Raw genomic sequence first — 13,119 nt, forward strand, 5'->3', positions numbered from 1 at the left:
CATCGCCGGTGCCAGATTCGCCGACGGCATCGAGGTCATTCCGCCCCAGCAAAGCCACGCCGCCTGATCGGCTCCGTCACCCAGATTCAGGCATAGCTCTAGTCACTCCCTCCGGGGCCCGCTCGGCTTCGAACCTGACCTTGTCGCCAACCTTCAAGTTCTTCAGCATGCCGGGATCGCTCACGCGCAGCACCATGGTCATTGCGTCCATTTCAAGGTTTTTGATCGCCCCGTGCTTGAGAGTGATTTTGCCGGCGGCAGCATCGATATTCTTGACCTCGCCCTTGACCACGGGGTTGTCAGCGAATGCCGACCCGAAAGGGACGATCAAGGTCAGGAGAACGGCAATCTTCAGGCTTCTCATGTGAACTCCAATTCTTATGGGATTGAAATCACGTAGGATTACTTCACGGTCACGGTGCCGACCATGCCAGAGTCCCTATGGCCGGGAATCAGACACGAATACTCGAACTCGCCGGCTTTGGTAAACTTCCAGACCATCTCGTTGGCCTTTTTTGGCGCGAGCCGCTTTGCGTTCGGATCATCGTGCTCCATGTCGGGGTTCTTCTTCATGGCTTCGGCGTGCTTGAGGTTCTCGGCGGTCGTGGCAAGCACGAATTCATGTTCGAGTTCACCGTTGTTGCGCAGGACGAACTTGATCTGTTCGCCCTTTTTCACATCGATCTTCGTCGGCATGAACATCATCTTGCCGTCCATCTCGCCCATCGTGACCTGCACGGCGCGGGCCGGCTTCTGAGGATCGCCGGGTTCGCCGGCCGAAAACGATTCGTCGTGGCTGTGGCCCTTAGGACCTTCGCCTGCCCAAGCGGTTGCGGAGATGGACGTCACCGCGGCGAAAGCGATCAAAGTGAGCGTTGCGTGTTTCATGATCTTGTTCCCCGTGTTGTTGGTTGAAGCGGCCTTGTTTCCCAAAAAACTACATGCCTTTCATTCCCTTCATGCCTTTCATAGCCTTCATGTCGCCCTCTTTCGGAGCCCCCGCTGGCTTGTCCTTGCGAACAGGGGGCTGCGACGGCGCGTCGACCTCATAGGAGACGGTACCGGCGGGATATTTGTAGGGGCCCGGATCCTTGTAATCGTCACGCGCCAAGTCTTCACGTATCTTCATGACCGTGAACATGCCGCCCATCTCGATCGGACCGAATTGACCGGAGCCGGTCATCATCATCAAGGTGTTATCGGGCATCGGCATCTCCATTTCGCCCATTGCCATGCCGGTCGATCCCATCACCATCGCATCTGGCGCGAGCTTTCCGACGGCTCTTGCGAGATCCTTTTTCGACACACCGATCAAATTGCGCACATCGTGCCCCATCGCATTCATGGTGTGGTGCGACTTGTGGCAGTGAAATGCCCAGTCACCGGGATTGTCGGCGACAACATCAAAAGCGCGGATGGCACCGACCGGTACGTCGATCGTCGTTTCCGGCCACTGCGCGCTTTCCGGCACCCAGCCTCCGTCGGTGCAGCTTACGGCAAAGCTATGTCCGTGAAGGTGGATGGGATGGTTCGTCATGGTGAGGTTGCCGATGCGAACCCGCACTTTGTCGTTCAGCCGGACGGCCAGCGGATCGATGCCCGGAAACACACGGCTGTTCCAGGTCCACATATTGAAGTCGGTCATCTCCGTGATCTTCGGCAGGTACGTGCCGGGATCGACGAGATAGGTGCTCATGATGAACACGAAGTCGCGATCGACTGGGCGGAAACTGGGATCGCGTGGATGCACGACGATCATCCCCATCATGCCCATCGCCATCTGGACCATTTCGTCCGAGTGCGGATGATACATAAACGTCCCGCTGTGCTTCATCTGGAATTCGTAGACAAAGGTTTTGCCCGGCGGAATGTGGGGCTGATTGAGCCCGCCGACGCCGTCCATGCCGTTGGGCAAAAGCACGCCATGCCAATGAATGGTCGTCTGTTCCGGGAGTTTGTTGGTGACGAAAATGCGCAGTTTGTCGCCCTCGACCGCCTCGATGGTGGGGCCGGGGGATTGACCGTTATAGCCCCACAAATGAACCTTCATCCCTTCGGCAAATTCCCGAACGACCGGCTCGGCGACGAGATGGAATTCCTTCCAATCGCCGTTCATGCGCCAAGGCAGCGTCCAGCCGTTGAGAGTGACGACCGGATTGTAATCGGGTCCACTCGAGGGACGCAGCGGCGGCTGCATCACGGCTTTGTCCATGGTCGGCGCTTCGGGAATGCTCGCGGCCTGAACCCGCCCGCTGACAGCGCTTGCGCTGATCGCGGCGGTAGCTGTCAAAAGACCTCTTCGGGATAGCATGACTGTGTCTCCACTCAGTTGGTAGCTGCGTTCGCTTGCGTGATAGAAGGACGTGTCTGCCGACGCGTCTCTGCGCTGCCCCCACCATTGACGGCCGTTTGTAGTTCGGCCTTTGCCAGCCAAAACTCTCGTTTGGCTTCAATCGCGGCCCGCATCGCCACCAGCCGCTGGCGGGCCTCTTGCAGAACCGTGAAAATATCGACCTGCATGCTCGAAAAGCGGAGCTGCATCTCGTCTGAGATGATTTTCCGGAGCGGCAAGACTTCGCGTTGATAATGGCCCGCGATATCGTAACTCGATCGATAGACTCGATAGGCCTCTCGCGCCTCGGAGCGGACGTTGACAGCTTTTTCCGTCACCAAATTAAACGCTTCATTGTAGGTTTCGAGCGCGCGTCGAACACGAACCTCGCCGCCGTCGAAGATCGGAATCTGGAACTGCACGTCAAAGCCACGTTCCCGGAACGGAGTTCCGTCGGGATCACGCGTCTTGCGGTCGATGCCTGCAGCATCAAGAACCGTGATGAACCGTGTCGCATTCGTCAGCGCAAGGGACTTTGCCAGAGCAGCCAGCTCGATCCGCGCAATTTGGAGATCGAGACGATGGGTGACCGCATCAACTTCGATAAAGGGCAGAGACAAGGGCCGCGCTGGTAAGATAGGTAGCTTACCCGGCAGGTGGAAGCCCAAATCGCCGTCCCACAATCCCAGGAGGCGCACCAGGCGTTCGCGCGAGGATGTTGCCTCCTGGCGAAGAGTTGCCAACTCTGCCGCAGTTTCGGCATAGAACGCCTGTTCCCGGGCCTGGTCGAGCTTGTTCATCGCGCCGGTCTGGCCGAGTTTGAGCGCGAGCTGCGCGGTTGCCTCAGCCGTAGATTTCGCCTCGGTGAACAAACCGACGAGTTCATTGGCGGCGAGCGCCCGATAATAGGCTCGTCTGACCTCCGCCGCGAGCCTGAGCGTTTCTTCGGCGGCCCGCAGTTGCGCGGCCTGAAAACGTTGGCGAGCGATTTCGGAACGGAACGGTAGTGTCGCGAGCGCCAGTATATCGCCGACGATCTGGCGCTCGATTTCGAGCGCTCCATCGCCCGCTATCCGCGTAATCGAGAAGGTTGGATTAGGAGGCAGACTGTCCTGAACAAGATCCGCCTCTGCGATCGCAAGTTCATTGTAGGCTGCCTGCAATCCGCGATTGTTCAATAAGGCGATCTGAACGGCGGTGTCCACGGTCAGGCCGCGTCGCAACAGCCGGCGCACGTTGTCGTGTGCCCATTCTGCGTCTTGCGGCGTGCGGATCGCAACGACGTCTTTCTTGATGGTGCCCTGCGCCACGTCTGCAACGACAGACATGCCGGCATCCGGGGAAAAGGCCGCGCATCCGGAAAGCAGCGCGGCTGCGAACGCCGCCAGCATCGGCATCGCACGACGGATAAGTATCGCATTTGATCGTTTAAACATCGCGCTTCTCCTATTGAGCCCGCTTCGGCGCTGGCGCGACTTGTTGGTTCTGCTCCTGCCAGCCCTTCGGTGCGGCCGGGCGAAGATGCGTGTAAGGCGCAACGGTTGAGCGGTAGCCTACCGGCGCGACGGGCACCGCCGGATCGGCCGGATCTGCTCCGACGAGCAGATAGGATCCCGGAGTACATCCCGCCAACGCCATAACGCTCAGAGCCAGGCTTGCGGCTGCCAATCGTTGCCACGTCATCCTGCTCGCGCGTCTGATCGTCCAGGCCGCGCGCACTGTTCCCCCATTACGCATCTTTTTTCCTCGTTGCCTCGCTTGGAACCGAACATGCAGCCCGTGCCAGGCTGTCACTTTGGGCGGGTGTGCTTTGAGCCAGCATGATTCGACTGTCAGGCGATGTCAGCCGCCCCTCCTGCGAAACCAGTCCTACGCGCAAAGGAATGGCGCACCCCGAGAGGCCGCCTCCGATCAGCAGCATTTGCGCAGACCTGAGCACGAATTTACGTAAGCGAGCCGCGTTCGCCATGCCGGCGAACGGCGCCTCCAATTCGGCGGCCATCTAATTCTCCCAAACCATTGATGCACGACTGCGAGGCGCGCCCCTCGGGCTCGCTACGCGAGTTTCGAACCGCAGTTCAGGCGATTGGCGGTCGATAAAGCGGCTTGGAGGGTTTGTTCCCCAGAACTTGCACAACTAAAGCTTGATGCGTCGTTGTGAGGACAGCGGGGCGGCCGACGTCGGGCATGGCTGCAGGCAAGGCGCTCACGCAGGACAAGCCACAGCATTGGTTGCTGCGATGCCTGTGCGTATCGTCGGAACCGTGGTCCCCCGCAGATAGTTCGTCCGCCGCATCCGCTACAGCAGACATTTTTCCGTCGCTTTCCTGCTGAGCAGGATCGGCATCAACGTGATGAACACCGGCGGATGGAACCGGATGAATGTGGGAGGCACTAGAGCTATGATTGTCCTGGACAAGACAAGCGACGCTTTTTCCGCTCCCAAGAGTTAACGTGAGAGCTGGGGACATGACGCAAATCAGATAAAAAGCCGCGAGCAGCCAAGCTGCCCTTGCTCGCAAAGATCTGGTCACAAGCGTCAGCATCGTCGCCGCTTCGTCCACCAAACGGTTCTGTTAGACTACCTTCCCGGAATATCTGCACCAAAATATAGTTCATGCCAAGCTGGACGAAACCGAAAATTAAAGTTTTTGGCTTGGTGTGGCTTGTCGGTTAAACGGTCCGCTCGCACGGCGGTCGCTCACCTCAGGCCGTCTGAGTTGTCCCAATGGGCGCCAATATCCGTAAAGCGCATGATCGAGGGCCTTGGATCGTCGTTTGACTAATCAGTTATCTACGGAGCGGGAGCTCTGGAAGGTTTCCAAAGAATAGCACCCACATACTTGCCGCGGGGCAGGAGACGAAATGCTCAGCCCGCCGAACGAGGTGTTCAAAAATCGAGCAAGCATGATAAAGAATTAATCTGGCTGGGCTTTCGTAGCCCGGCAAACTTCGGCAGAACGCCTCCTGCTGGAGCGGGGATCGCACAACCCCGGATCGTGGTGGGTGGGGCACAAGACCGCTCGAAGTCGCGGCCGCGCCCACCATGATTGATCTCAGAATCATCCTCCTTTCTAAACGGATACTGCGTGGCTTTACTGCGAAAAAAACAATATCGGGCGCACGCTGACGATCATCGTGCTGGCAAGCCAGATCTTCATATAGCAACGACGATGTTCCCTATGTTTGCGATGCTCGGCAGCGGTATGTTCGACCTGATATGGTTGAGGTTGTGTCGAACAACTGAGATCCGGCCCGTGTCATCCTCCAGCGCACCTCGTGCAATATGACCGGCCCGTTGCTTGATTGCATCGTCGTCGGTGGCGGTCCGGCCGGGCTGACTGCTGCACTTTATCTGGCGCGATTTCGACGCAGGGTCTGCGTGATTGACGCGGGCGAAAGCCGAGCCGCATGGATTCCGGTTTCACATAATCAGCCGCTTTTCCCTGCCGGCATCAGCGGCACAGAGATTTTGGGGCGCATGAGAGAGCATCTCACGTCTTTGGGCAGCGAAATCCTAGCCGACAAGGCGATCGCTCTTGCGCGGATCGACCAGGGATTTCTGGTCGAACTCGCCAAAGAAGCTGCAGCGGCGCGGACGCTTCTTTTGGCAACGGGCGTTGTCAATCACCAGCCTGACATGGGTGCGCAGATCCACCGCGATGCCGTTGCAGCCGGACTTATCCGCTATTGTCCCATTTGCGACGGCTTTGAAGCCAAAGACCAAAAAATTGTCGTATTGGGCAGGGGGCCCCACGGCGTACGCGAGGCGTTGTTTCTGCGCACGTACAGCCAGGATGTAACGCTCTTTTGTGATCCTTCAGCAATAGATGACCGCAGTTCGACACAGCTTGCAGCCGCAGGCATTTCGCTCATCAAACAGCCCGTCGCTTGCCTGACCGTCGATCAAGCCAAAATACTCATCCAAACCGCGTCCGGCGCGCGCCTCCGGTTCGACACCCTCTATCCGGCGTTGGGCTCCAGCAGCAACACGGACCTGTTTTTGTCTTTGGGAGGTTCTCTCTCAAGTCAGGGATGCATTCCCGTCGATTCGCATCAGATGACGAATGTGGAGGGTCTTTACGCTGCCGGAGACGTGGTGCAGGGCCTCGATCAGATCAGCGTCGCCTGCGGCCAAGCCGCCATCGCCGCAACTGCCATCCATAATCGGCTACGCGATCTTGACGGCTTCGGCGATCCCTAGGATTAAGGAAGATCGACGGCCTTGGCAACCTCCATCACTTCGCTCCAGGCTGGAAGCGAGCGCCGATGCGCGTTGCTTTCCGCCAGACCAGATGGCACTGATAACGGCCTCCATCCCGATCGATGACCAGCTCGAACTTGTCGGGTATGTCGAGCGAGCTCTCAACGTCGAGTGCGGCCCCTCGCGAGGACATGTTGCGGACAACACAGCTGATGGCACCACCATTGCCAAATCTAATGGTTGCGGCCTTCAACACGCGGGATCGAAATTCGTCGCGCTTTTCGTCCATCGCGTAAAACCAGCTGTCACGTGCTCCTAAGCTGGAACTTTCTCCTAAAATTCATTCCTCTGCAAGTTCCGTCTTTTTGCAATGCGGAAAAAAGGTTGTCCGCTGCGCCGACGTTAACCTTTGTTTCGCTCAAGCCAGGAACCGGCGCAGCCCTCGATTGCTTACAATGCCATACGTTATGTAGGAGATCCGATCATGTCCGTGTTCCACAAATCATCGCAGCGCTTGGCAATCGCCAGCCTCTTCGCAATGACGATTGCAACCTCGGCATCCGCGGCCCCGTTGGCACCGAATTCGCCAGCCGCCTTGGCGTTTGGACAAACTGCGGCGAGCCAATATGCGCAGCCGGTCCACCTTGTCTGCGATGACTATGGCAGATGCTATCGGTCACGCCGCTATGTTCGAACTCCTTATTATAGTGGCGGTTACTATCCGGGCAGTTACGTTTATGCGCCCGGCTTCGGCTTCGGCGGACATCATTACGATGGCGGCCATGGTTTTGGCGGTCATGGATTTGCTGACCACGGATTCGGAGGCCACGGATTCGGAGGTCACGGGTTTGGAGGTCACGGGTTTGGAGGCGGGTTTGGCGGACACGGCGGCGGTCACCACGACTGAATTGGTGCGCGGTCACTCGGAGTAGGCGAGTGAGCAATGAGTATGGAGACTTCAGCGTGAACGGGGTCGGGCGAAGCTCACAGACGGGCCGGAGTGGAGACACTCACTCCGGCACGTTGCTGAGCTTATTGAGATCGTCCGGGTCTTGGGAGCTTTTCAGAAGTTTTCCGACCATCTCGTAGGAGCGTGTAATTTCAGCCAGGCGGCTCATTTCCCGCGCGGTGGCGACGTTGGATTGTTCGAGGGCGCCGCTGACGAGGGTCACTTGGCCGAAGCCAAGCTCGATCGGCGGTTGGTCGGTTCGCAGCAGACTTTCGCCGGCCGGTTGCAGGCGCTCCCGGTCTGCAAATCTAACCAGGCGAAGCTGACCCAAAATGGCTCGCTTGGTGCTAACGATACCATCGCTGGCAATGCTGACCTCGCCGTCTTTCGAGGGAATTTGGATTGGGCCGCTCTTGCCCAAAATCGGTTGGCCCGCAAGGGTGACGATCTGTCCTGAACTGTCGATCGTCAGGGCGCCGGCTCGTGTATAGCGATCACCTTGCGCGGTTCGAACAACCAAATACCCCTCGCCTTGAATGGTCACATCAAGTGGGTTGCCGGTTGGCTGGAGCGCGCCCTGACTGGAACTTCCGAACTGGAAGCGCGGATCGACCAGGGATAGCGGACGCTCCCTTTTGCCTGTCTCATCGACTCCTTTTTCGGGCTTCAGATATTCCCGAAACGCCAGCTCGCGCGCCCGAAATCCTGTGCTGTTCGAATTGGCAACATTGTGGGCGACGACGTCAAGCTTGCGTTCAAGCGCGATCAGACGTGAGAGGTGAATAAGCGTGGTTTCGCCCATGTCCCCGACCCCACTTAGCCGAATCAGGCTCACACAATGTCAAGAAGCGCTGGACACTGCAATAGATAGACGTCTTCTGCAAAGCAGGCGCGCCCACACTTGAAGGGCACGAACGGGTCTGAACGCAGCCGCCTCATTTCCATCGAGCCATTAACGGCCGGCAAGTTGAAGTTCCGACTGCGCCGCGCTGAAGACGGCATCGAATGCCCGGCACTTGGTCACCACCCGTTGCAGCAGCTCTTTCGACCGTGTTGAATCGCCCCGATGACCTTCATAATCGCCGACGAAGAAATCGGCTTCGCACCCGTGCTTGCCCGTATCGTCGTTTGTCGCCAGGGCGGCGGAGACGACTTGTTCCGCGTCAGATGTGCCGAGGTAGAGATCGACCACTTTGCTGGGCCAAAGGTCCCGTTTAAGCTTGGCGGCATTTTCTGCAAATTCGTCATCGTCCCGATCGTGGGCATGCAAGCGGGCGATGTGAAGCCAGATGACGGAGTAGGGATTGAGCGGCCGCAAGCGCACCGCCACTTTGAAATCTTCGATGCTGGCTTTGAAATCTTCAAGAAAAAGATGAGCTTTTCCGCGTCCCAGATAGAGCGCGGGGTGACCGGGATCGATCTTTAATGCGCGATCGAACTCATCAAGCGCTTCGCTGTAACGGCCGAGCGTTGAAAGCGCATTGGCGCGGTTCTCCTTGAACTTGACATCATTTGGCGAGAGAGCAATAGCGGTATCGAAATCGGCGAGAGCCTGTTCGGCCTCCCCATCGATGCTCATCAACACGCCGCGATTCTCATAGGCGTCAGCAAATTTCGGCTGCAGCATAATCGCTTGATTGAGGTCGCTGAGTGCTCTTGCACGATCGTTCTTCTGGATGTAAGCGACCGCCCGACTATAATAGAGCTTCGCTGCGTCGGGACGCTCTGCGATTGCCTGTCCGTATGTCTCTATGGCGCGATCGACTTGCCCAAGGCGCGCAAATGCGCCCGCCAAATTCATGAGAATGGTGGGGTCATGCGGGACGAGCTTTTGCGCGTAATGAAGATCTTCGATGGCCTGATCATACTGGCGTTCAGCAACCCAGATGAGGGCGCGATAGAGATACGAATTCGGAAACTCCGGCAACAGGACAATGGCTGAATCCAGATCGGACAGCGCTCGCCCCCTCACCTCCAGTTGCTCGTAACTGGCGCCCCGACCATAATAGAGCATTCCTCGTTGAGCCGCCGAAAGATTGCTCTCCAACAGGGCGCGATCAAAAAGCCCAATCGCGAGCGCAAATTGTCCACGCATCTTGGCCTCAAACGCCGCGCGGCCCAGCTCGAGCGTTGGCTCCTGAGCCGTCACCGGGCCGATCGTCAACAGACCAAGAATGAAAGGCATCAGGATGGCGAACAAACGCGACATGATGACAGCCTCGTGTGAACGTTCGCCAGCCTAGCACATTGGGCTGGTGGAAAAGGCGTCCAGCCGACCGGGATTTCATCGGAGACCGCATGCCGAAGCTCGCTCGGACCGGCCTCTCCCTTCCTGTATAGTAGCCTCGCAGCGGCCGTCCTGACCAGAGGCTTGTTAACCTTTCGTTAACCATTTCGGACCAAACAGAAACTGCTCAACTCATCCTGAGGGGATTCGCGATGACGGGCGCGGAAGTAATCGCTTCGGCCGAAGACGCTCTCTTTACCGTCGTTCTCGTGTCCGCCCCTCTGATGGTGGTGGGAACCATCGTCGGAGTTCTCGTGTCGCTCTTTCAAGCCCTGACGCAAATTCAGGAGCAAACGCTGATTTACGTTCCAAAGATCGTAGCCACGTTTCTCACGTTTCTCATTGCGCTCCCGTTCATGGCGGATGAATCTCATCGGCAGTTCTTGCGCGTGATGACGCGCATCTTGGCTCCCTAGATAAACGGCGGTCAACCCGATCCGCTTCACCGCAAAGCCGAGCGTCTCAAGAAACTCAACTAACGCGTCGGGTTCGCTTGTGACCTTCGCCTCCTTCAGAATTACCCTGGCATCCACAACGCACACGCTCGAGAGTTCCAATGACTTGGGAAGTTCCGTCGCGAGGAAGCGCTTGCCGTTACCCCCTATAAACAGTCGCGGGCGCTCAAATACCCGCGCGACAGCATCTCTACGCCCAACGCCACCTCGTAGCGTGCTGCTTCTCAAAACTCAAATCCGCGCATCGCAAAGCCGCTTCGAAGAGACAGCCCGAAATTACGTTGCGCTCGTCACCTTCGCACCATCTTATGGATGCGATATGTGTCCACACCACCTAGTCCGGCAGCCCCGCAGTCCGGAGGGCGCCCAGAAATTTTTCGCGATATTCCGCAGACCGGATCAGAAAAATCGCGGCAGCGCCCGACATCCGGAAGGAGGGATCGAATTCCAGCAGACGCCGGGCGGCCTTCCTGGCCTCCGGCAGATCTCCGAGCGCTACGCTGTTCACGATGTAGGATGCGAACGGCTGAAGGTGCGGTCGAATCTGAATGGCCTCCTTGGCAAGCTCGCACCCCTCCTCGAAACGGCCCTGAAACCAATGGCAGTGCGCAACGCCGGCCACGAAGAAAGGCTTGAGCGGATCGAGAGGGCTTAGCCGCATCACCTTCTCGAAGCTTTCGATCCCCCGCTCCGCGTCAGCCCGCATGACCGAAACCCAGCACCTTGCGAGCCATGCGACGGACAAGTTTGGATTCAGGGCGATCGCCTGCTCTACCAGCGAGGCCCCGCGGTCGTATTCGAGGCCGAGGTAGGTGAGGGCTTGGGCGGAGCGGGCCAGCACGAAGGCGTCCTGGTTAGCGAGTTTCAGGGCGGCATTGGCAAGCGCGGCGGCATCGGCGCGCATGCCCGCGTCCGCTATCGCACCGTACTGAGCTTGATCCACGAGGTAGATGTAAGCCGCCATCGCGTGAGCAGCGGCGTATAGCGGATCCTGCTCGATCGCCCGCTTGAACAGGCTCCTGGCCTCGGCGCCTTGCCCGCGACTAGCCAGCGCCAGTCCCTGCAGATAGGAATCGTAGCTGTCCGGTACGTTCGTAGGATTTTGCCGGACCCGCTCGATCTCCGCCTGTTCTATCTTCGGCGCGATCGAGGATACCACGCTCGTCGTTATCCGGTCCTGAAGCTCGAAGACGTCGGTCAATTCGCCGTCGATCCCGTCCGCCCAAAGATGGGCGCCGCTCGCCGCATCGATCAGCTGACCGGTGATGCGCACCCGGCCACCGGCCTTCCGGACGCTTCCTTCCAGCACGTAGCGCACGCCGAGTTCGCGGCCGACCCTTTTGATGTCGACCGCCTTTCCCTTGTAGGTAAAGCTCGAATTGCGGGCGATCACGAACAGGGAATTGAAGCGTGACAGCGCAGTGATGATGTCTTCCACCATGCCGTCGGCGAAATACTCCTGCTCGGGATCGCCGGACATATTCTGGAACGGCAGCACCGCGATGGAGGGCTTGTCGGGTAAAGCCAGAACCGCTGGCGCGGCTATGCCCGAACCGGATGTGCCATGGACGAAGCTCGATTGGTCAATTGAAGGCGCCAAGCCCGCATCGCATCGGCAATATTCTTGAGGTTCTGTGGTCCGAGGTCGTCACATGCGATGTCGACCTTGCCCCGGATCTGCCGATAGGTGTCATCCGAAATGCAAACCCCGCCAGGTTCGGCAAGACTCTCTAGGCGGGCAGCAATGTTGACGCCATCGCCGAAAATGTCGTTATTATCTAAAATGATGTCACCAACGTGAATGCCCATGCGAAATTCGATCCGTTGATCCTGCGGCACGGCGGTCTGCTCGGCCATGCTGCGCTGGACTTCAGTCGCACCGCGCACCGCATCGGCGCTGGCAAACTCCACCAGCGACCGTCGCCGGTCGTCTTAACGATCCGGCCACGATGGGAGGTTATAGCCGGCTCAACCAGGATGTTTCTGACAGCCTTTAGCCGGGCCAATGTGTCTTCCTCGTTGGCCCCCATCAGTCGGCTGTACCCAGCGACATCCGCCGCCAGCACCGCTGCCAGTCGCCGGTCCACACGCTCGGTCGTCAAAGAAACGCCCCCTAGATGATCCGCAAATTCGACCACACAATCAAAGCACGGGGGGCTATTCTTGGGCTAGGGGCAATGACGGTCATTTTCAACGGTTTCAGCGGAGATTGTCGGCTGGCTCATGTTTGCTTCTACTCGGTAAGCGTCCACCGGGGCCTGACCGGAAGCGTTGCGTCTGGCGCCTTTAGTTGATTCAAACTTCCAAACTGGCTCGAATCATGCGCTACAAACTCGCCGATTATGAATGGATTGCCGTCCAGCCCATGCAACCGATTAAGCCGCTTGGCGTCCCTCTAGTGAACGACCGTCGTGTCCTCAATGGCATCTTTTGGTTCTTGCGATCCGGCACCCTGGCGTGATCTGCCCGCGGCGTTTGGACCGTTACACCCCTTGCTACAACCGTTTCGTCCGCGGACGACGGGGTGGCGTCTGGGCCTGATCGTAGACGCACTTGCTGCAGCCCATGATGCCGCAGTCCGGATGATCGACACCTCGATTGCTTGCGCACATCAGCAGGGCGCCCGCATCGCGATCTAGCGCCAATCGATGGGAAGATCATGATTCGGCTTGACGATCAACAAATTCGTAAGCGTCGTTCTCAGGCCACGGCTTTGAGGTTTTGACGACAATAGGCCCACGGAAGCAGCTGATCGATGTCGTTGTTTAGATGGCCGGTGACGATCCTGGTGAAGGCGTCGGTCAGGTAAGTGAGCGGATCGACGTCGTTCAACTTACAGGTCTCGACCAGAGAGGCGATGATGGCCCAGTGCTCGGCGCCGCCGTCGGAGCC

The 13,119-nt window shown here is 58.3% G+C and carries 14 protein-coding genes and 2 pseudogenes; 5 read left to right on the top strand and 11 right to left on the bottom strand.

Annotated features, from left to right (window positions below; translation table 11 throughout):
- Positions 1 to 76: 76 nt before the first annotated feature.
- The 5 genes from ASG57_RS27295 to ASG57_RS27315 form a co-directional block, all read right to left on the bottom strand.
- Complete coding sequence (locus tag ASG57_RS27295) at positions 77 to 364, bottom strand: copper-binding protein (RefSeq protein WP_057198439.1); 288 nt, start codon at positions 362 to 364, stop codon at positions 77 to 79.
- A gap of 38 nt (positions 365 to 402) precedes the next feature.
- Entirely contained in the window at positions 403 to 888 is a 486-nt protein-coding gene (locus ASG57_RS27300) for a cupredoxin domain-containing protein (protein ID WP_057198459.1), read from the bottom strand.
- A 49-nt stretch (positions 889 to 937) separates the two neighbouring features.
- Complete coding sequence (locus ASG57_RS27305) at positions 938 to 2,311, bottom strand: multicopper oxidase family protein (RefSeq protein ID WP_057198441.1); 1,374 nt, start codon at positions 2,309 to 2,311, stop codon at positions 938 to 940.
- 14 nt (positions 2,312 to 2,325) lie between these two features.
- A complete protein-coding gene (locus ASG57_RS27310; RefSeq protein WP_057198443.1) occupies positions 2,326 to 3,768 on the bottom strand; it encodes a TolC family protein in 1,443 nt (480 codons plus the stop codon).
- Positions 3,769 to 4,061: 293 nt separating this feature from the next.
- Complete coding sequence (locus ASG57_RS27315; protein WP_057198445.1) at positions 4,062 to 4,334, bottom strand: hypothetical protein; 273 nt, start codon at positions 4,332 to 4,334, stop codon at positions 4,062 to 4,064.
- Between the two features lie 1,284 nt (positions 4,335 to 5,618).
- Here ASG57_RS27315 and ASG57_RS27320 point away from each other — a divergent pair.
- On the top strand, positions 5,619 to 6,536 hold the full coding sequence (locus tag ASG57_RS27320) for an NAD(P)/FAD-dependent oxidoreductase (RefSeq protein WP_057198447.1): 918 nt from the start codon (positions 5,619 to 5,621) through the stop codon (positions 6,534 to 6,536).
- 34 nt (positions 6,537 to 6,570) lie between these two features.
- On the opposite strand, the gene ASG57_RS27325 is transcribed toward ASG57_RS27320, so the two are convergent.
- Complete coding sequence (locus ASG57_RS27325; protein WP_057198449.1) at positions 6,571 to 6,825, bottom strand: PilZ domain-containing protein; 255 nt, start codon at positions 6,823 to 6,825, stop codon at positions 6,571 to 6,573.
- 484 nt (positions 6,826 to 7,309) lie between these two features.
- On the opposite strand from ASG57_RS27325, the gene ASG57_RS38180 reads away from it, so the two are divergent.
- Complete coding sequence (locus tag ASG57_RS38180; RefSeq protein WP_156402839.1) at positions 7,310 to 7,468, top strand: hypothetical protein; 159 nt, start codon at positions 7,310 to 7,312, stop codon at positions 7,466 to 7,468.
- Between the two features lie 78 nt (positions 7,469 to 7,546).
- Here ASG57_RS38180 and ASG57_RS27335 read toward each other — a convergent pair whose 3' ends face one another.
- Together ASG57_RS27335 and ASG57_RS27340 are read right to left on the bottom strand one after the other, a co-directional pair.
- Entirely contained in the window at positions 7,547 to 8,287 is a 741-nt protein-coding gene (locus ASG57_RS27335) for a flagellar hook-basal body complex protein (protein WP_057198461.1), read from the bottom strand.
- Between the two features lie 150 nt (positions 8,288 to 8,437).
- The gene (locus ASG57_RS27340; RefSeq protein ID WP_057198453.1) at positions 8,438 to 9,694 is read right to left on the bottom strand and encodes a tetratricopeptide repeat protein; all 1,257 of its coding nucleotides are present in this window, start codon (positions 9,692 to 9,694) and stop codon (positions 8,438 to 8,440) included.
- A gap of 230 nt (positions 9,695 to 9,924) precedes the next feature.
- Between ASG57_RS27340 and ASG57_RS27345 the strand changes: the two genes are divergently transcribed.
- Together ASG57_RS27345 and ASG57_RS39495 are read left to right on the top strand one after the other, a co-directional pair.
- Positions 9,925 to 10,188, top strand: a complete 264-nt coding sequence (locus ASG57_RS27345; RefSeq protein ID WP_057198455.1) for a flagellar biosynthetic protein FliQ — start codon at positions 9,925 to 9,927, stop codon at positions 10,186 to 10,188.
- Positions 10,189 to 10,356: 168 nt separating this feature from the next.
- Positions 10,357 to 10,528: pseudogene (locus ASG57_RS39495) on the top strand (IS5/IS1182 family transposase); the annotation flags it as partial.
- 33 nt (positions 10,529 to 10,561) lie between these two features.
- Here ASG57_RS39495 and ASG57_RS27350 read toward each other — a convergent pair.
- Positions 10,562 to 11,827: a CadC-family transcriptional regulator gene (locus ASG57_RS27350; RefSeq protein WP_200948591.1), complete on the bottom strand. Its 1,266-nt coding sequence runs from the start codon at positions 11,825 to 11,827 to the stop codon at positions 10,562 to 10,564.
- Positions 11,770 to 12,138 (bottom strand): adenylate/guanylate cyclase domain-containing protein, encoded by a 369-nt coding sequence (locus ASG57_RS38850; protein WP_230646863.1) that lies wholly within the window; start codon positions 12,136 to 12,138, stop codon positions 11,770 to 11,772. The genes ASG57_RS27350 and ASG57_RS38850 overlap by 58 nt, the downstream gene beginning before the upstream one ends.
- 409 nt (positions 12,139 to 12,547) lie before the next feature.
- Here ASG57_RS38850 and ASG57_RS37215 point away from each other — a divergent pair.
- Positions 12,548 to 12,857, top strand: a pseudogene (locus tag ASG57_RS37215) (transposase); the annotation flags it as partial.
- A gap of 70 nt (positions 12,858 to 12,927) precedes the next feature.
- On the opposite strand, the gene ASG57_RS27355 reads toward ASG57_RS37215, so the two are convergent.
- Positions 12,928 to 13,119 (bottom strand): transposase domain-containing protein (locus ASG57_RS27355; protein WP_057198457.1); only part of this gene is annotated, 192 nt, incomplete at its 5' end.

It is taken from the genome of Bradyrhizobium sp. Leaf396 (assembly GCF_001424605.1).
GTDB classification, from domain to species: Bacteria; Pseudomonadota; Alphaproteobacteria; order Rhizobiales; family Xanthobacteraceae; genus Bradyrhizobium; species Bradyrhizobium japonicum_C.

Excerpts from the sequence above, each read along its gene's own strand:
- ASG57_RS27315 (WP_057198445.1), bottom strand. The coding sequence starts at position 4,334 with ATGGCCGCCGAATTGGAGGCGCCGTTCGCCGGCATGGCGAACGCGGCT.
- ASG57_RS27310 (WP_057198443.1), bottom strand. The coding sequence starts at position 3,768 with ATGTTTAAACGATCAAATGCGATACTTATCCGTCGTGCGATGCCGATG.
- ASG57_RS27325 (WP_057198449.1), bottom strand. The coding sequence starts at position 6,825 with ATGGACGAAAAGCGCGACGAATTTCGATCCCGCGTGTTGAAGGCCGCA.
- ASG57_RS38180 (WP_156402839.1), top strand. The coding sequence starts at position 7,310 with ATGGCGGCCATGGTTTTGGCGGTCATGGATTTGCTGACCACGGATTCG.
- ASG57_RS27320 (WP_057198447.1), top strand. The coding sequence starts at position 5,619 with ATGACCGGCCCGTTGCTTGATTGCATCGTCGTCGGTGGCGGTCCGGCC.
- ASG57_RS27300 (WP_057198459.1), bottom strand. The coding sequence starts at position 888 with ATGAAACACGCAACGCTCACTTTGATCGCTTTCGCCGCGGTGACGTCC.
- ASG57_RS27335 (WP_057198461.1), bottom strand. The coding sequence starts at position 8,287 with ATGGGCGAAACCACGCTTATTCACCTCTCACGTCTGATCGCGCTTGAA.
- ASG57_RS27305 (WP_057198441.1), bottom strand. The coding sequence starts at position 2,311 with ATGCTATCCCGAAGAGGTCTTTTGACAGCTACCGCCGCGATCAGCGCA.
- ASG57_RS27340 (WP_057198453.1), bottom strand. The coding sequence starts at position 9,694 with ATGTCGCGTTTGTTCGCCATCCTGATGCCTTTCATTCTTGGTCTGTTG.
- ASG57_RS27345 (WP_057198455.1), top strand. The coding sequence starts at position 9,925 with ATGACGGGCGCGGAAGTAATCGCTTCGGCCGAAGACGCTCTCTTTACC.
- ASG57_RS27295 (WP_057198439.1), bottom strand. The coding sequence starts at position 364 with ATGAGAAGCCTGAAGATTGCCGTTCTCCTGACCTTGATCGTCCCTTTC.